The organism is Microbacterium trichothecenolyticum (assembly GCF_041938625.1).
Taxonomy (GTDB): Bacteria; Actinomycetota; Actinomycetes; order Actinomycetales; family Microbacteriaceae; genus Microbacterium; species Microbacterium trichothecenolyticum_D.
In genome coordinates, this window is sequence record NZ_CP169427.1 from 2,203,936 (window position 1) to 2,220,615 (window position 16,680).

Here is a 16,680-nt window from a genome sequence, read left to right on the forward strand (position 1 = left end):
GAACGAGGAGAGCGCCATGACATCGATCGACCCGTCCCCGGCCACCGACGCCACGGCGACTGCCGTGCACCCGGCCCTCGCCGATCTCGCGGCGTACCCGTTCCTGTCGGCGCTCACCGAACGGCGCACGAGGCGCATCCCCCGGGGCTTCTCGGTGAACGCCGGCCCGCTCAGCCACGAGAGCCACAACGCACCCGCGCCGCTGAGCAAGCTCGAGGAGGCGATCCTCATCACGTGCGTGACGGGGATCACCGGCATCACGACCCACGACGGGCCGCTCGTCGAGAACAACGGGCTCAACGAGCTCGGCACGCCGTTCCTCAACATCATGGCCCGCACCGGCAGCAGCGCCGACAACGCGCAGGCCACGCACTTCTTCATGATCAACGACGACGGCATCTTCCTGCTGCGCAGCCCCCGCGGCGAGCGCGCGCTCGAGCTGCTGAAGGACCTCCCGCCGAAGTGGGGCGACTGGACGGAGGCCGACTGGATCGGCGCCGCCGACGAATGCCTCGTGCGGGTGTCCGACCGTCGCCTCGACTTCCCGCGAGAGTGGCCCTACTACCTCGGATGGAACAACCAGGCCTCCAACACCCCGGGCACGACGGTCTTCTTCCCCGTCGTCGACTGCACGTGGCAGTACATCAACGCGATCCTCATCCTCCTCACCGAGCCGGGCGGCATGCGACCGCTCTTCCTGGACGACTGGCGCACGTTCCACCCGAAGAACGCCGTCGAGTGGATCGCCAAGATCGGCAGCGGCCTCGGGATCGGGCCGAAGATCCCGTACCACCCGATCGGCGGGCTCGACCGCGTGCGCAGCGGCTACCTCAACAAGGCGAGCCAGGCGCCCCTCGGCTTCGGCAACACGCTGCGCACCGATTACGAGGCGTTCTTCTACTTCCAGAACCTGATGCTCCTCGGCCAGGCGATGGGTCTCGGGGGCTGGATCCACGGGTCGGTGTTCCCGCCGTACATCTGGCAGCAGGATGACGCGAAGGGCTGGCACGGGCTCGGCTTCCGGCTCCAGGAGCCGAAGAAGCACCACAAGTGGCCGCCGGTGCCCGCGTCGCAGCCGAACCCCGTCGGGATCGACGGGATCCTCGAGGGCCTCACTCCCCCGTATGTGTCGTCGATGGACGAAGCAGTGGACCGGGTGGTGGAGTCCAAGTACAGCGCCACCGGACCGGCCTACGGCAACGAGAAGGTCTTCTCGAGCCCCTACCGCAACTCCGACGACGCGCGCGCCTTCCTCGAGAAGGGCACGCGATTCGGCCCCGAGGAGATCGCGTACACCAAGGAGATCTGCAACTACATCTGGGACACCTACGGCCGGTTCCCCGCCCACGTGGACGCGTTCTATACGCCGGGCATGTGGCTGCAGTTCTCCCACCTCGAGCTCGAGTACTACGACCGCTTCTTCGACCCGCGCCAGTACACGCGCCAGGCCGCCCACGACGGGCTCTGGCACCCCTGACCCGGTGATCGGGTGGCCGCGAACGGATGCTGCGGCCGCCCGCTCCCGCTCGTCAGAGGTGCGCCGTGAAGAAGCCGACGACGTCGTCGACCTCGTTGCTCACGTACTGGTACCCCTCGTAGCGTCCCGTCGACGGGTAGCGGACGACCCCGAGCGAGTGGGGCGTGACCGACGAGAACTCCTCGACGACGCCCATCTCACCCCACGGATCGCCGGTGCCCTGCACGTACTGCACGACGGTGTCGCCGAGCGCGCGTGCCGGCACCCCGGGATCGTGACGGCTCGGCAGCGGGGCGCGCAGCAGCACGTAGACGAGATCCGTGCTGGCCGCCTCAGCCGGGCCGAGCGGACCCAGCACGTCGCGCGCGAAGTTGCGGTTGAACACCGGCAGACGGGTCGGCTGAACGGCCAGGAGCGCCTTGACGGGCGGCCCGTCGGGGATCGCGTACATGACCGTGTTCGCGCCTGCCGAGGTGCCGAGCGCGCCGATGCGGGCGGCGTCGACGTCGGATCGGGTTCGCAGGAACCCCACCGCGCCGTTGAAGTCGCGCGCCTCCCATCGCCCCATCGTGAGCGGGGGTCGCCTGCCGCTCTGGCCGTGGTTGGACAGGTCGAACAGCAGCACGTGGTATCCGGCGTCGTGGAGCGCCTTCGTCGCAGGCAGGAAGTCGACATCACGGTCGGTGAACGGCACGCGCCCCGCGGCGTTTCCGGTGCGGTTCCACAGCCAGCCGTGCACGAACACGACCACGGGGCCCTTCTGCGCGCCGGACGGGACGAACCATCCCTCGAGCGGCACGCCGTCGGTCGCCGCGAAGGCGACCTCCTCGAAGGCCAGCCCGTGGTCGGCCGGAGTCCGGGTGAGGGGCTGGCGGTCGCCGAGCACCATCAGCCGCGTCAGGTGCATGAGCTTCTTGAAGCCCCGCTCCTGCGTGACGTCCGTGACCTCAGTGCGCGATCGGGACATGCTGCCGGAAGTCCACGCGCAGTCCGCTCGCCGGCAGCGGGAACAGCTCGTTGGTGAGGGTGAGGTCCTGCTCGGGGATGGACCACTCGGCCTTGCGCAGCAGCAGCGTGAGGTACACCTTCACGGCCACCGTCACGATGTTCTCGCCCGGGCACCGGTGGTGCGTGCTCTGGCCGTCCCCGTGCGGTACGTAGCTTCCCGGTGGGAGCGCGGCCTCCCGCTTCGGCTCGAAGCGGTCGGGGTCGAAGCGGTCGGGGTCGGGGAAGACATCGGGGTTGCGCATGTTGATGTGGATGCCGCCCATCGCCCCCCAGCCCTGGGGGATGCGGTAGCCGCCCACCTCCATATCGGCCTGGACGCGGCCGAAGAACGTCGCCGAGTTCATGGCGAAGTAGCGACGCACCTCCTTCGAGATCTGCTCGAGGTACTCCATCCGCTCGATCTGCCCCATCGTGATGGGCCCGTCGGGAGAGACGGCGAGCACCTCCGCGCGGGCGCGCTCCATGATGTCGGGGTGCTGGCCGACGATCATCGTGGTGAGCGTGAGCGGGACGAAGTAGCCACCCTGTCCGGCGAAGATCAGGTGGCGGATGTCACCGCGCAGTGCGTCGACGGGCAGGTCGGCGTCGTGGGCAGCGTCGATCATGCGAGACACGATGTCGTCGTAGCCGCCCTGCTGATGTCTCTCGAGCGCTTCGCCGATGATCTCGTCCATGCGTTTGCGGCCCGCGATCGCCTTGCCGTACTTCGTCCCGGGGATCGGCACGGGCAGCGTCATGAAGGCATCGCGCATGTTCGCGAGGTGGCGGTCGAGTTCGGCCGCATGCTCCTCGCTGCGGTCGCCGGTGTAGAGGGCGCCGGTGAGCCGCGCGGCGAAACGCTGCAGCTCGGCCCGGACGTCGCCGCCCGTGCCGCTGGTGAGCCACGGGTCGATCGTCTGCTCGAGCAGCTCCTGCATCGTCGGCAGGTAGGACGCGATGGCCGACCGGAAGCCGACGGCCCGCAGCATGACCGCCTTGCGGGTGTGGTGCTCCACGCCGTCGATCAGGGCGAGCGAGTTCATGAAGATCTGCTCCGCCGAGATCGGGTCCGCGTCGCCCCGCACGATCCGCTCGTCGATCGCGAAGGTGTGGAACGCCTCGTGTCCGGAGAAGACCACGAAACTGTTGCCGAAGAGCCGCGTCTTGAAGATCGGTCCGTACTTCTCGATGCGGTCCTGGTAGAACCCATGGTTGTTTCGCAGGATCGAGAGGGTCTCGCCCAGCCAGGGCAGCCCGAATCTTCCGGGCGGGAGCGGCTTCTGCTTGTGCGTCGACTTCGCCATCGTCAGGTCGTCTTCTTCAGCTTCTGGGGAAGCAGCTTCATCGTCCAGCCGAACCAGCGCGACGAGCGGAAGACCCAGTTGATCATCTGCTGGTTCCACTCGTGGAGCCAGTACTCCTTGATGAGATGGTTCTCGTCCAGGATGAAGATCCCCGTCGCGCGCCCGTGGAGCGTCTTGATCGGCATCCGGATCTCGTATTTCAGGATGACGGTGGTGAAGGTCTCACCGGCGGTGATGTCGAGGACCTCCCCCACGAACATGCCGTCCTTGATGAACTGCGTCAGCCGGGTGTAGAGCCCGACGATGTCGTCGGTGGTCGTGTAGTCGCCGGACATGTGGTTCTGGCCGGGATAGTGGATGACGGCGTCCGGGGCGAGGAGCCTGCGGAACGCCACCATGTCCGCAGCCATGAGCACGTCCCAGTACGTGCGGATCAGGGTGAACCGCGCTTCGCGGTCCGCCTCGGTGACCGTCATGATGCTCCTCCCTGTCCCGCGGCGCTCGCCGCGGCCGATGCCGTCGTGGTGGAGCGCGCGGCATCGGGGCCCACGACGTTCCACGGCGCGAACGCGTTCTTGACCCCGTCGAGCGACGGCGCCAGCTGCGGGTAGTGGCGAAGGAGCACCGAGGCCATCGTGTTGTCGGCGATCCACTGCATCCCGGTCTTCGTGTAGTACTCCTCGGTGTAGCAGTCGGTGATGAACCGGTCGCTCTTGAGACGCCGGCTGGCCATCAGGATGAACACGCGGAAGGCGGTGTCGCTGAAGCCGAATCCCGGCGGCGGCGTCTCGGCGTGCATGCCGACCTGCAGATCCACCTTCTCGACGTCGCCGTACATCGCCTCGAGCTCCCGGGCCCACGTCGGGTTGTCGGTGAGCTCGTCGAACGTCGCGGCGGGCTTCAGATGCAGCTGGCGCCGGAACTCGTTGTACCGCGGCACGCCGCGCTCGCGGTCGCGCATGACGTCGAGGGCTGCGAGGTCGAGGCGCAGCCCGTCGGGCAGGGTGATGTCCTGCATCCAGCGCGGGAAGTTGTGCAGCTGCACGGCACCCGGATGCTGCACCCCGAACGAGTACCAGAGGTCTTGGACCTTCGCGCCAGAGGTGAGCACGCGGTGCGCGTTGAGGAGGATGATCTCCGGGAAGTCCATGCTGTCCACGAGCGTGCCGTCGTCGAGCGAGTGGACCTCGAGCGTGTCGGGCAGGAGTGGGTGCAGACGGTAAACCGCCGCGAACTCCTCGGTCAGCTGGTACGGCGACCCGTGGTGGTCGAACGCGGACCCCGGGATGCCGCTGATGACCTCGCTCCTGCTCAGGCGCCCGAACATGCGGTGGAGCTTCTCCTCGGCGAGTCCCCACCAATTGGCGCGCATGGCGACCTTGAGGACCGGGTGCGCGATGATCGCGGGCGTCCATTCCACCGTGTGGATCTTGGCGAGGAGTGCCGAGACGACCAGCTGGGCGGTGCCGAAGAGCTCGTCCTCGGTCATCCCCGGATAGTCCTTCTTCAGCCGATCGCAGATCGCGTTGTGCTCGAGGGTGAAGAGGGTGTGCAGCAGGCCGAGGCCCACCCACCAGTTCTCGCTGAAGCCGGTGAGCGCGACGCCCGTCGCCGGGTCGAGAGGCAGGTTCCCGTCCTTGAGTACGAGCTTGCCGTCCACGTGACTTCGCACCTGCTCGCGCCGCTCGGGGGTGCTGCCGTAGATCGACGACGCGTCCCACCAGTGCGAGTTGCTGTTGAGGAACGTCGGCGGCAGGTCGCGGTCCGCGTCGGTGCGGGTGTTGTCGACCTTGGTGCGCGGAATCCTCATGGGCTTCTCGAACCAGTCGTCGCCGTCTTCGATGTCGATCTCGAGGACGTCGACGGGCTCCCGGCCGTGCGCGAACCAGTCGTGCGTCTGGAACTGGATCCACGCGGCGGCGAGGAGGTTGATCGACGTCGCCGGAGTGAACGTCTCGCGCCGCATCAGCGTGCGGCTGATCTCGCGTGGGTTGGGCGTCATCAGTTCGTCGCCTTCGGCTGGCCACGCGTGCGCCAGCGGCACGTTGCGCGCGAACCGTGTGCCGGCGCGACCCATGTCGGGGTCGCCCAGATCGTTGTACGAGCCGTCCGCGGTGCGGAACCGCCGGCGCTCGTCGCCGGCCGTGGCAGGCGTCACGCCCGGCGTCCGGCTCGCGCCGCCAGGCGTGCGGGTGTCGACGAGGTTGTCCTCTCGCAGCTGCTCACGCAGCGCTATGAGGTTGAACAGACCGAGCAGGAACGGAAGCCGATACCACGGCCTCGTGCGGTTGATCCGTGCATAGAAGCGTCTGAGCACCGTTGGTCTCCTCGTAGCCGGCGGTTAACGCGGGAGGGCAGGTCCGTGGATCTGCCCGAATCATAGTGAAGAGAGCATGCACGGGCCATCCTTCGTACATGCGACGCGCAGATGTTCCGGACGACGTGCTGCGCGGCTCTGCAGAGAGGTGCGGCATCCGTTGCGGCGTCGCCGGCGGGATCACTAGTTTGAGTGCCGAGGGGGTGGTTCCGGGGCGACGTATCTTCTGCGGCGCGCGGGACTCCTCCGGTGTACGACCGTCTCCACCGAGTGTGTCGCCGAGCCCCGCAGAGAGGGAGTCGATGATCCGTACGCAACACGAGAACGACCCGAGGTACGCCGCTTTCCGCCGGGAGGTGGCGTGAGATGCCGGCTGCAGAGCACGTCGACGCGGTCGTCGTGGGTTCCGGATTCGGGGCATCCGTCAGCGCCTACCGTCTCGCTGAGGCGGGCCGCTCCGTAGTACTGCTCGAGCGCGGTCGCGCGTACCCGCCGGGAAGCTTCGCGCGCAATCCGTACGAGATGAGCAGGGCGTTCTGGGAGCCGAAGGACGAACTGCTGGGCCTGTTCGACGTGCGGTCGTTCCGCAAGCTCGAAGGCATCGTGTCGGCAGGGCTCGGCGGCGGCTCGCTCATCTACGCCAACGTGCTGCTGCGCAAGGACGAGCGCTGGTTCGTGCACGATTCTCCGTTGCCGGGCGGCGGCTACGAGCACTGGCCGATCGGCCGGGGCGACCTGGACCGACACTACGACGCGGTCGAGGCGATGATGACACCGGTGCCGAACCCCTACCCCGACCTCCCCAAGGCGCGCGCCTTGCGCGACGCCGCCGACACGCTGGGGCTGCAGGCCTTCTCTCCCCCGCTCGCGGTGTCGTTCTCCTCGCGGCCGGGAGCCGAGGCGATCCCGAAGCAGGTCGTCGACCTGCCGTCGTACGGAAACCTCCACAACGCGACACGGCTCACGTGCCGCCTGTGCGGCGAGTGCGACATCGGCTGCAACGAAGGCTCGAAGAACACGCTCGACCACAACTACCTGTCCGCGGCGGCCGCCCACGGCGCCGACTTGCGCACGCTGTGCGAGGTGACCGGTGTCACGCCGCTCGACGGCGGCGGGTATGAGGTGCGCTACGTGCGCTACGGCGACCCCGATGCGAGCGGCCGTCACGAGCGGACGCACCTGCGCATCACGTGCGACCAGCTGTTCCTCGGCGCCGGCACCTTCGGCACGACCGCGCTGCTGCTGCGCAACCGCGTGGCCCTGCCCGCACTCGGACGCGCCCTGGGCACCCGCTTCAGCGGCAACGGCGACCTGCTGACCTTCTGCTTCGGTGCGCAGTCGACGACCGAGGCGGGGCATACGCGCATGATCGACCCGGCCTACGGCCCGGTGATCACGACGGCCATCCGCAGGCCCGACGGATTGGACGAGGAGGGCCAGGGGCGCGGCTACTACGTGCAGGAGGCCGGCTTCCCCGAGTTCACCAGCTGGCTCGTCGAGACCGCTCAGGTCACCGCGTCGATGCGGCGCGCGGCGAGCGTCGTCTCTCAGATCGTCGCCCATCGGCTGACGAACAAGAACGAGTCCACGATCTCGGCCGAGGTGGCCAAGCTCGTCGGGCAGGGCCGGCTCACCTCGAGCTCGCTCCCGCTGCTCGGCATGGGCCGGGACACCCCGGACGGGCGGATCACGCTGGTCGACGGCGAGATCGAGGTGGAGTGGACCACCGCCACGAGCAAGGCGTACTTCGACGCCATGCGCGAGACGATGCGGGGCATCACCGAGGCGCTGGGCGGCACGTTCCGTGACAACCCGCTCTGGTGGACGAAGCGCGTCGTCACGGTGCATCCGCTGGGCGGCACCCCGATGGGGCGTGCGCCGCAGGAGGGAGTGGTCGACAGCTGGAACGAGTCGTTCGGCCACCCCGGACTCTTCGTCGTCGACGGCTCGGCGGTTCCGGGGCCCGTCGGCCCCAACCCGTCGCTCACGATCGCGGCGATGGCCGATCGCGCCGTCGAGCACGTGCTCGAGAAGCCGAAGCCCAAGCGGCGGCGCAGGGCGACGGAGTCCGCCCCGGCGATCGTCATCGAGACGCCTGCTGATCCCGTCGCAGGCCGCGGCATGGAGTTCACCGAGAAGATGAAGGGGCATCTCGCACTCGGCGAGACGGATCCTCTCGCGGGCTGGGAGCTCGGGCGCCAGCTCGCCCAGCGCTTCATGTTCCGACTCACGATCACCGCACCCGATGTGGAGCGCTTCGTGGCCGGCGACGACCACACCGCGACCGCCGAGGGCTACGTCGACTGCGACCTGCTCGGCGGAACCCTGCCCGTGCAGCGCGGGTGGGCGAACCTCTTCGTGGCCGCCGATTCCGCCCTCACCCGCGAGATGCGCTACCGGCTCTGGTTCAGCGACATGTCGGGTCAGCCGCTCACGATGTACGGCTACAAGATCGTGCGCAACGATCGCGGTTTCGACATGTGGACCGACACCTCGACGCTCTACATCACGCTCATGCTCGGGCATGTCCCGCCCGGAGAGAACGGCGCTCAGGATGCCCCCGCCGACGTGGTCGGCGCCGGCATCCTGCGGATCCTCCCGCTCGACTTCGCGCGTCAGCTGACGACGTTCCGCGGGTCGGGTTCGGGTCCGCTCAGCTCCATCGCCCGGTTCGGCGCCTTCTTCGCCGGTTCGATGAAGGACGTCTACCTGCGCCCCGGGCCGCCCCCGCCGGACGCCGCCCCGGCGTCGTCGTCGGCGGCGCCGCGGGAGGAGGGATCGTGAGGGCCGCGGCACGATGGCGTCACCATGACGAGGTCTACTTCCTCGACGCCGGCGACGGCGTCACGATCACGCTGATCCGGGTGCGCACCGACACCGAACCCACGAAGGGGCCGGTGCTCCTGCTGCACGGCGTGGCGATGCGGGCGGAGTCGTTCCGACCACCTGTCGCACGAACGCTCGTCGATGTGCTCCTCGACGACGGCTGGGACGTGTGGATGCTCAACTGGCGGGGCTCGACCGACCTCGACCCGCGGCCCTGGACGCTCGACGACGTCGCGCTCCTCGACATCCCTGTCGCCGTCCGCCACGTGCTCGCACAGACGGGTGCATCTTCGCTGAGGGCCGTGGCGCACTGTCAGGGGTCGACGGCCCTCAGCATGGCCGCGGTGAGCGGGCTCCTTCCCGAGGTGGACGTGATCGTGTCGAACGGCGTATCGCTGCATCCGGTGATGCCCCCGTTCGCGCGCGTGAAGCTGCACGCGCTGCGACCGCTCGTACAGCGCACGCAGTCGTTCGTCGACGTCCCCTGGCGCGACGGACCGGAGGGGGTGCTCCCCCGCGTGACCCGCAACGCCGTGCGCATGTGGCACGCCGAATGCGGCAACGCGAGCTGCAACATGGCGAGCTTCGCGCTCGGGTCGGGGCACCCCGCACTCTGGCGGCACGCGAATCTGGATGCCGCGACCCACGACTGGGTCGCGACGGAGTTCGGCCGCGTGCCGATGAGCTTCTACGCGCAGCTCGCCGCCTCCGACCGTGCCGGGCAGATCGTACCGATCCGGGCGAAGGGCGGTCTGCCCGCCAGGATCACGGCGGCGGCGCCGCAGACGCAGGCGAGGTTCGCGCTGTTCGCAGGTGCGGAGAATCGTGCGTTCCTGCCGGAGAGCCAGAAGCAGACCTACGCTTACCTCGAACGGCATCAGCCCGGTCGTCACTCGCTCACCCTGCTCCGCGGATACGGTCACGCCGACGTCTTCCTCGGGGCGCGCGCCCACATCGATGTCTATCCGAGGGTCCTCGCCGAGCTGAACGCGTGATTGCGGCGCGGCGTAGCCTGAAGCCGTGCGACGACACCGTATCGATTCCGCTGCGATCGCGTCGGCGGGGTACGACGCCGACACCGCCGTTCTCGAACTCGAGTTCACGTCGGGCGACGTGTATCGCTACTTCGCGGTGCCGCCGTCGGTCCACCGCGCACTCCGCGAGGCCGACAGCGCCGGGAGGTTCTTCCAGGAGAGGATCAGGGAGGTGTATCCCTCGGAGCACATCCGCTGACGTGCACCAGAATGCGAAAACCCCCGCCGAGGCGGGGGTTTCAGGTGGTGCGCGATACTGGGATCGAACCAGTGACCTCTTCCGTGTCAGGGAAGCGCGCTACCGCTGCGCCAATCGCGCCCGTGAAGGGCTATTCAGTTCGAGTGGAGGTGGCGACGGGATTCGAACCCGTGTAAACGGCTTTGCAGGCCGGTGCCTAGCCGCTCGGCCACGCCACCGCGTGTGGTTTGACCCCACGTGCCGTGATCCCTGGAAGGGATCCCTGCACTCGAGCGGATGACGAGACTCGAACTCGCGACCCTCACCTTGGCAAGGTGATGCGCTACCAACTGCGCTACATCCGCATTTCGTTCCCGGCTTGTTCACCCGGGCACTTGAAAGACTCTAACCGATCCTGGGCGTCCTGCAAAACCGAGTGCACCCCGCGCGTGTCACGTCGATGTGGTTCGAGGCACGCTCCCGCATCCGGTAAGGTTGTTACTCGTCCCCCTCGGGGAACGGGCGATTGGCGCAGTTGGTAGCGCGCTTCCTTCACACGGAAGAGGTCATCAGTTCGAGTCTGGTATCGCCCACCATCACCGAAGGCCCGGTCACGAAAGTGATCGGGCCTTCTTGGCTCAGTTGCCGACCTCCCAGCCGTAGCGGCGGTGGAGGGCGTCGGCAACGCGCACGAACCGTTCCAGGTCGAGAGCGGATGCCTCGCGCCGCATGCCGTCGCGATGCACGCTGTAGAGCTGGTCGATGTCGAGCCACGAGGGTCGGCCCTGCGAGTCCCACTCCCCCGTGCCCAGGGCGAGGAAGTCGCGGTCGCCGTCGTGGGACTTGCTCGTGAGGCGGACGGCATACACCCGCTCGGCGCTCTGGCGCGCGATCACGAGGAGCGGGCGATCCTTGCCGCGCCCGTCGTTCTCCTCGTACGGCACCCACGTCCAGACGATCTCGCCCGCATCGGGATCGCCGTCGTGATCGGGGGCGTAGGTGATCCGCAGCGCTCCTCTGCCGGGCGGCGCCACCTCCCCGGTGGCCGTCGGCCCGCTGCGGCCGTCCTCGGGCGCATTGTCGAAGGAGGGGCCCGTGGTTCGGCGGGGCCGGAGAATGCTGTTCAGGATGCCGCGCAGCCCGCTTCGCTGTGTCACAGTCGCCATCCTAGGATCGCCGGGGGTCGGCGCCAGGAACGCCGAAGGGGCACCGCGGTTGGGGGGAAGACCGCGACGCCCCTTCGGAGCAGATGCCGTGTGTCAGGCGCGAGTGCCCTCGAGCACGTAGCCCTCCTCGCCGTGGACGACGGTGTCGATGCCGGCGACCTCGTCCTCGTTCTTCACGCGGAAGCCGATCGTCTTCTGGATGACCCAGCCGATGGCGTAGGCCAGGACGAACGAGTAGATCAGGACGGCGAAGGCGGCGATGGCCTGCACCAGCAGCTGCGTCCCGTTACCGGTCCAGAAGAGACCGGTGGTCGACGCGAAGAAGCCGAGGTAGAGCGTACCGATCAGACCACCGACGAGGTGGATGCCCACAACGTCCAGCGAGTCGTCGAAGCCCCACTTGTACTTGAGCTCGATCGCGAGGGCGCACACGGCGCCGGCGATGAGGCCGAGCACGATCGCCCAGATGGGGTCGAGCGAGGCGCAGGCCGGGGTGATCGCGACGAGACCGGCCACCGCGCCCGAGGCGGCGCCGACAGAGGTCGGCTTGCCGTCCTTGAACTTCTCGACGACGAGCCAGGCCAGCAGGGCTGCGGCGGGAGCGGCGATGGTGTTGACGAACGCGAGTGCGGCGGTGCCGTCGGCGGCGAGTTCCGAGCCGGCGTTGAAGCCGAACCAGCCGAACCACAGCAGGCCGGCACCGAGCAGCACGAACGGCGGGTTGTGCGGGACGTGGACGCCCTTCTGGAAGCCGACGCGCTTGCCCAGCACCAGCGCGAGCGCGAGCGCCGCAGCACCTGCGTTGATGTGAACGGCCGTGCCACCGGCGAAGTCGATAGCGCCGACGCCGAACCACTCCTGCATGCCGTAGGTGATCCAGCCCCCGTACGCGAAGCTGCCGTCCTCGGCGAGGCCGAAGTTGAACACCCAGCTCGCGACCGGGAAGTACACGATCGTCGCCCAGATGGCGGCGAAGATCATCCAGGACCCGAACTTGGCGCGGTCGGCGATGGCACCCGAGACCAGCGCGACGGTGATGATTGCGAACGTCGCCTGGAACGCGACGAACGCGAGCGGCGGGTAGGCGGCGCCCTCGGGCGTCTCGAGCAAGCTCTGCAGGCCGATGGCCGACCAATCGATCGCCCACGGCGCGACGAGTCCTTCAGCACTGGGGAACGCGATCGCATAGCCGTACAGAACCCAGAGCACGCCGACGAGGCCCAGGGCGCCGAAGCTCAGCATCATCATGCTGATGACGCTCTTCGCCTTGACGAGACCGCCGTAGAAGAAAGCGAGTCCGGGAGTCATCAGCAGCACGAGCGCTGCGCATATGAGCATGAATGCGGTGTTGCCTTGATCCATCTCTATGGAGAACCTCTCTGCGGGGACGCAGGTATAGCGTCGGGTCCACTCAGTGTGTCGACGCTCCGTTTCCGGAGCGGGACGACCCGTGTTTCCCGTTCGTTACGCGAGGTGTGCGCACGTAAACATCGTGTTTCGGCGGGCCGAGGGCGCGCCGCGAATCGGCGGCCACGCCGGCTCGTCGTCACGCGAGCGTCGAGGCCACCAGGCGCGAGATGGCGCGGAGGTACTTCTTGCGGTAGCCGCCCGCCAGCATCTCTTCGGGGAAGACGAGGTCCAGCGACGTGCCCGTCGCACGGATGGGCAGCTGCGCGTCGTAGACGCGGTCGATGAAGGCGACGAAACGCAGTGCGGCCGACTGATCCGAGAACGGCTCCACGTCGCGAAGTCCCACCACCGCCAGATCCTCGATGAGGCGGATGTAGCGGGACGGGTGCACGTGGGCGAGGTGCCCGACGAGGGCGTCGAACGTGTCGTCCGACGCGAGTCCTGTGGCCGCGGCATCCGCGATCGCAGCCTCGTACTGCGGCTCCTCGAGCACAACGGCATGCCCGTCGACCGCCCGGTGGCGGAAGTCGGTGCCGTCGATGCGGATCGTCTGGAAGCTCGAGGCCATCGCGTGGATCTCGCGGAGGAAGTCCTGCGCCGCGAAGCGTCCCTCGCCGAGGGCGTTGGGAGGGGTGTTGGATGTCGCGGCCAGCCGTGTTCCGGAGTTCACGAGTTCGCCGAGAAGACGCGTCATGACCATGGTGTCGCCCGGGTCGTCGAGTTCGAACTCGTCGATGCAGAGCAGATCCGCGCCGCGGAACAGCTCGACGGTGTTCTGGTAGCCGAGTGCGCCGACCAGCGCCGTGTACTCGATGAAGGAGCCGAAGTACTTCCGGCGTGCCGGCATCGCGTGGTACACGGAGGCGAGCAGGTGGGTCTTGCCGACGCCGAAGCCGCCGTCGAGGTAGACGCCGGGTTTGAGCTCCGGGCGCTTCGAGCGGCGGAATAGCCCGCCCTTGGCGGGCGCCGCGGCGCCGCAGAACGCCTGGAGCAGATCCTTCGCCTCCTGCTGCGACGGATAGGCCGGGTCGGCGCGGTATGTGTCGAACGTCGCGTCGGCGAACTGGGGCGGCGGGACCAGCGCGGCGACCATCTCGGCGCCGGCGAGCTGCGGAGCGCGCTCCACGAGGTGGACGACGCCGGTGCGGGTGGCGGAGACGGTCATGCGGATCCTGTGTCGGTGTCTTACGGAGGGGCTGTGGTGCCCCGCCCGGGAATCTAGGGTGGAAGACGACGGTTCAACCCTAACCGTCAGCCGCGTGCGCCTGCCCTCGCTTGGCACCGCATGACAGCCGCTCGACCTCGCCCCCGAATCCAGGAGACGCCATGACCGTCGCGACCGACACCTCGTCCCAGAAGTTCGCCGAGTACTCCGAGCCCGGGCGGCTCGTGACGGGCGACTGGCTGCAGGCGCACCTGGGCGAGCCGGGGCTGGTCGTCGTCGAGTCCGACGAGGACGTGCTGCTGTACGAGACCGGCCATATCCCCGGTGCCGTCAAGGTGGACTGGCACACCGAGCTCAACGACCCCGTCGTGCGCGACTACATCGACGGCGCGGGCTTCGCCGAGCTCCTCGGCCGCAAGGGCATCTCCCGCGACGACACCGTCGTGATCTACGGCGACAAGAACAACTGGTGGGCCGCGTACGCGCTGTGGGTGTTCTCGCTGTTCGGTCACGAGGACGTCCGCCTCCTCGACGGCGGTCGTGACAAGTGGATCGCCGAGGGGCGGCCGATTACGACGGAGGCCTCGACTCCGGCGCCGACCGACTACCCGGTGATCGAGCGCGACGACTCCGTGCTGCGCGCGTACAAGGACGACGTGCTCGCGCACCTCGGCCAGGGGCCGCTCATCGACGTGCGCTCCCCCGAGGAGTACGACGGGTCGCGCACGTCGGCCCCCGCGTACCCCGAGGAAGGCGCGCTGCGCGGCGGGCACATCCCCTCGGCGCAGAGCGTGCCGTGGGCGCGCGCCGTCGCCGAGGACGGCGGCTTCAAGCCCCGCGCCGAGCTGGACGCGATCTACCGCGGCGAGGTCGGGCTCGACGACGGCGACGCGATCGTCGCCTACTGCCGTATCGGCGAGCGGTCGAGCCATACGTGGTTCGTGCTCAAGCACCTCCTCGGCTTCGAGGACGTCCGCAACTACGACGGGTCGTGGACCGAGTGGGGCAGCGCTGTGCGTGTGCCGATCGTGGCGGGTGCCGAGCCCGGCGAGGCGCCGCAGCGCTGAGCCGCAGCATCCATCACGTGGGAAAATGGCGGAGATGACTGAAGCCGTCCTGCCTTACCGTCTCGCCGAGATCCGCGACGAGTTCCTCGAGCTGCCCGAGCCGGACCGGCTGCAGCTCCTGCTGGAGTATTCCTACGAGCTGCCGCCGGTGCCTGCGGAGTACGAGGGGCACCCCGAGCTGTACGAGCGGGTGGTCGAGTGCCAGTCGCCGGTGTTCATCGTCGTCGACGTCGATGCCGACGGCACCGTTGCGATGCATGCGACGGCCCCGCCCGAGGCTCCGACGACCCGTGGGTTCGCGAGCATCCTCGCGCAGGGCCTCACCGGCCTCACGGTCGCCGAGGTGCTGGCGGTGCCGGGCGACTTCCCGCAGACGCTGGGTCTCACGCGGGTGGTGTCGCCCTTGCGCATCTCCGGGATGACCGGGATGCTGCTGCGCGCCCAGCGTCAAGTGCACGCCAAGTCTGCCGTGTGATCCTCCCGGGAGCCATCAGTCGGCGATGATCCCGTGCGCGGCGAGCCACGTGCCGATGCTGGCGCTCCAGCGCTCCTGGTCGTAGTTCCACAGCTTCGTGTGGCGTGCGACCTCGAACACCTGCATCTCCACGAGGTCCGGACGCGCGGCGACGAGGTCGTGCGAGGCGTCCGACGGGACGAATCCGTCGTCGTCGCTGTGGAGGATGAGGATCGGATGCCTGAGCTCCGCGGCCCGTGCGACGACGTCCAGCTGGTCGAGACGGATCGCGGCGCCGGTGCGGGTGAGAGGCGAGGCCCACTCGGCTTGCAGCGCCTCGATCGCGAGACGGCTGACCGCGCCGGGCACGCGCTCCGCCCGGGCCTGGTAGTCGAGCACGATGCGCCAGTCGACGACGGGCGATTCGAGGACGAGCCCGGCGATGACATCGCCGTGCGCCGAGTTGAGCGCGAGCTGCAGCGCGATCGCGCCGCCCATCGACCAGCCCATGACGATGATCCGGCGCGCTCCGCGCCGCCGCGCGAATCCGACGGCCGCGTCGACGTCGCGCCACTCGGTGGCGCCCAGCGCGTAGGTGCCGTTCCGGCTGCGGGGCGCCTCGCCGTCGTTGCGGTACGACACGACGAGCGACGTGATGCCGAGGGCATGGAACACGGGCACCGCCCGAAGGCACTCCGCCCGGGTGGTGCCGCGCCCGTGCACCTGGATGACCCAGGTGTCGCCGTCTCCGGCAGCGAACTGCCATGCCGGGCACGGGCCGACGGTGGAGCCGATGAGCTCCGGCGTGAACGGCAGGTGCAGTTGCTCGGGATGGTCGTAGTACCACCCGCTGAACGCCGCCTCGGGGGCGAGGCTCGCATCCGCCGGGATGTGCGTGAGGAGCTTGCGCTTGACGCTCGAGGCGTCCTCCGAGAGCACCGAGCCGAGCTTGATGTAATCGGACGTGCCCGACGTGAACAGCCCGTAGCGACCGGGGAGCTCCGTGTCGGCCGTGCGCGACAGGGTGATCGTCTGCGCGGCGGTGTCGAGCGCGAGGATGCGGGTGTCGGCCTGTCGGCGGGCGGGGGTGACGACTTTTCGGGCCATCACCACGGAGCTCGCCGTGAGAGCGCCGAGCACAGCGGCCAGCGCCACGCTCAGCACCGTGAGCGCGGCCTTCACCCCGGCGACGAGGGCGGGCGTCCTGCGCCTGCGACGAGGAGCGAGAGCCTTCGGCCCTCCCGGGTAACTGCGTGCGCCGTCCCATGCGGCGCGCCTGGAGGCGACCATCGAGG

14 protein-coding genes and 4 tRNA genes are annotated in these 16,680 nt (G+C 68.7%); 7 read left to right on the forward strand and 11 right to left on the reverse strand.

What is annotated here, in order from left to right; all coding sequences use genetic code 11:
* Positions 1-16 precede the first annotated feature (16 nt).
* On the forward strand, positions 17-1,477 hold the full coding sequence (locus ACEYYH_RS10100; protein ID WP_374978030.1) for a hypothetical protein: 1,461 nt from the start codon (positions 17-19) through the stop codon (positions 1,475-1,477).
* 52 nt (positions 1,478-1,529) lie between these two features.
* On the opposite strand, the gene ACEYYH_RS10105 is transcribed toward ACEYYH_RS10100, so the two are convergent.
* From ACEYYH_RS10105 to ACEYYH_RS10120, 4 genes are read right to left on the reverse strand one after another with little or no spacing between them, the layout of a single operon-like run.
* Positions 1,530-2,444, reverse strand: a complete 915-nt coding sequence (locus tag ACEYYH_RS10105) for an alpha/beta hydrolase (RefSeq protein ID WP_374978031.1) — start codon at positions 2,442-2,444, stop codon at positions 1,530-1,532.
* Positions 2,425-3,768: a cytochrome P450 gene (locus ACEYYH_RS10110; RefSeq protein ID WP_374978032.1), complete on the reverse strand. Its 1,344-nt coding sequence runs from the start codon at positions 3,766-3,768 to the stop codon at positions 2,425-2,427. Before ACEYYH_RS10110 ends, ACEYYH_RS10105 begins: the two co-directional genes overlap by 20 nt.
* Positions 3,769-3,770: 2 nt before the next feature.
* Positions 3,771-4,244 carry a nuclear transport factor 2 family protein gene (locus tag ACEYYH_RS10115; protein ID WP_374978033.1) on the reverse strand — a complete coding sequence of 158 codons (474 nt, stop codon included), beginning with the start codon at positions 4,242-4,244 and terminating at the stop codon, positions 3,771-3,773.
* Entirely contained in the window at positions 4,241-6,085 is a 1,845-nt protein-coding gene (locus ACEYYH_RS10120) for a peroxidase family protein (RefSeq protein ID WP_374978034.1), read from the reverse strand. Before ACEYYH_RS10120 ends, ACEYYH_RS10115 begins: the two co-directional genes overlap by 4 nt.
* 366 nt (positions 6,086-6,451) lie before the next feature.
* Here ACEYYH_RS10120 and ACEYYH_RS10125 point away from each other — a divergent pair, with 366 nt between their 5' ends.
* The 3 genes from ACEYYH_RS10125 to ACEYYH_RS10135 are packed head-to-tail and all read left to right on the forward strand — an operon-like array spanning position 6,452 to position 10,144.
* Positions 6,452-8,869, forward strand: a complete 2,418-nt coding sequence (locus tag ACEYYH_RS10125) for a GMC oxidoreductase (RefSeq protein WP_374978035.1) — start codon at positions 6,452-6,454, stop codon at positions 8,867-8,869.
* Positions 8,866-9,906 carry an alpha/beta fold hydrolase gene (locus ACEYYH_RS10130; RefSeq protein WP_374978036.1) on the forward strand — a complete coding sequence of 347 codons (1,041 nt, stop codon included), beginning with the start codon at positions 8,866-8,868 and terminating at the stop codon, positions 9,904-9,906. Before ACEYYH_RS10125 ends, ACEYYH_RS10130 begins: the two co-directional genes overlap by 4 nt.
* A gap of 25 nt (positions 9,907-9,931) precedes the next feature.
* Positions 9,932-10,144 (forward strand): KTSC domain-containing protein, encoded by a 213-nt coding sequence (locus ACEYYH_RS10135; protein WP_374978037.1) that lies wholly within the window; start codon positions 9,932-9,934, stop codon positions 10,142-10,144.
* 45 nt (positions 10,145-10,189) lie between these two features.
* Here the strand turns inward: ACEYYH_RS10135 and ACEYYH_RS10140 are convergent.
* From ACEYYH_RS10140 to ACEYYH_RS10150, 3 genes are all read right to left on the reverse strand, one after another.
* Positions 10,190-10,264: transfer RNA gene (locus tag ACEYYH_RS10140), tRNA-Val, on the reverse strand.
* A 24-nt stretch (positions 10,265-10,288) separates the two neighbouring features.
* Positions 10,289-10,362, reverse strand: a tRNA-Cys gene (locus tag ACEYYH_RS10145).
* Positions 10,363-10,415: 53 nt separating this feature from the next.
* Positions 10,416-10,488: transfer RNA gene (locus tag ACEYYH_RS10150), tRNA-Gly, on the reverse strand.
* Positions 10,489-10,643: 155 nt separating this feature from the next.
* On the opposite strand from ACEYYH_RS10150, the gene ACEYYH_RS10155 reads away from it, so the two are divergent.
* Positions 10,644-10,719, forward strand: a tRNA-Val gene (locus ACEYYH_RS10155).
* Between the two features lie 42 nt (positions 10,720-10,761).
* Here ACEYYH_RS10155 and ACEYYH_RS10160 read toward each other — a convergent pair.
* From ACEYYH_RS10160 to zapE, 3 genes are all read right to left on the reverse strand, one after another.
* Complete coding sequence (locus ACEYYH_RS10160) at positions 10,762-11,280, reverse strand: type II toxin-antitoxin system PemK/MazF family toxin (protein WP_374978038.1); 519 nt, start codon at positions 11,278-11,280, stop codon at positions 10,762-10,764.
* A gap of 102 nt (positions 11,281-11,382) precedes the next feature.
* The gene (locus ACEYYH_RS10165; RefSeq protein WP_374978039.1) at positions 11,383-12,651 is read right to left on the reverse strand and encodes an ammonium transporter; all 1,269 of its coding nucleotides are present in this window, start codon (positions 12,649-12,651) and stop codon (positions 11,383-11,385) included.
* Positions 12,652-12,835: 184 nt separating this feature from the next.
* Positions 12,836-13,864, reverse strand: coding sequence for a cell division protein ZapE (zapE, locus tag ACEYYH_RS10170; protein WP_374978040.1), 1,029 nt, complete (start codon positions 13,862-13,864; stop codon positions 12,836-12,838).
* 161 nt (positions 13,865-14,025) lie between these two features.
* Here zapE and ACEYYH_RS10175 point away from each other — a divergent pair, with 161 nt between their 5' ends.
* On the forward strand, positions 14,026-14,931 hold the full coding sequence (locus tag ACEYYH_RS10175; protein ID WP_374978041.1) for a sulfurtransferase: 906 nt from the start codon (positions 14,026-14,028) through the stop codon (positions 14,929-14,931).
* Between the two features lie 34 nt (positions 14,932-14,965).
* On the forward strand, positions 14,966-15,406 hold the full coding sequence (locus ACEYYH_RS10180) for a SufE family protein (protein ID WP_374978042.1): 441 nt from the start codon (positions 14,966-14,968) through the stop codon (positions 15,404-15,406).
* 15 nt (positions 15,407-15,421) lie between these two features.
* Here ACEYYH_RS10180 and ACEYYH_RS10185 read toward each other — a convergent pair whose 3' ends face one another.
* The gene (locus ACEYYH_RS10185; RefSeq protein ID WP_374978043.1) at positions 15,422-16,675 is read right to left on the reverse strand and encodes an alpha/beta hydrolase family protein; all 1,254 of its coding nucleotides are present in this window, start codon (positions 16,673-16,675) and stop codon (positions 15,422-15,424) included.
* Between the last annotated feature and the right edge of the window lie 5 nt (positions 16,676-16,680).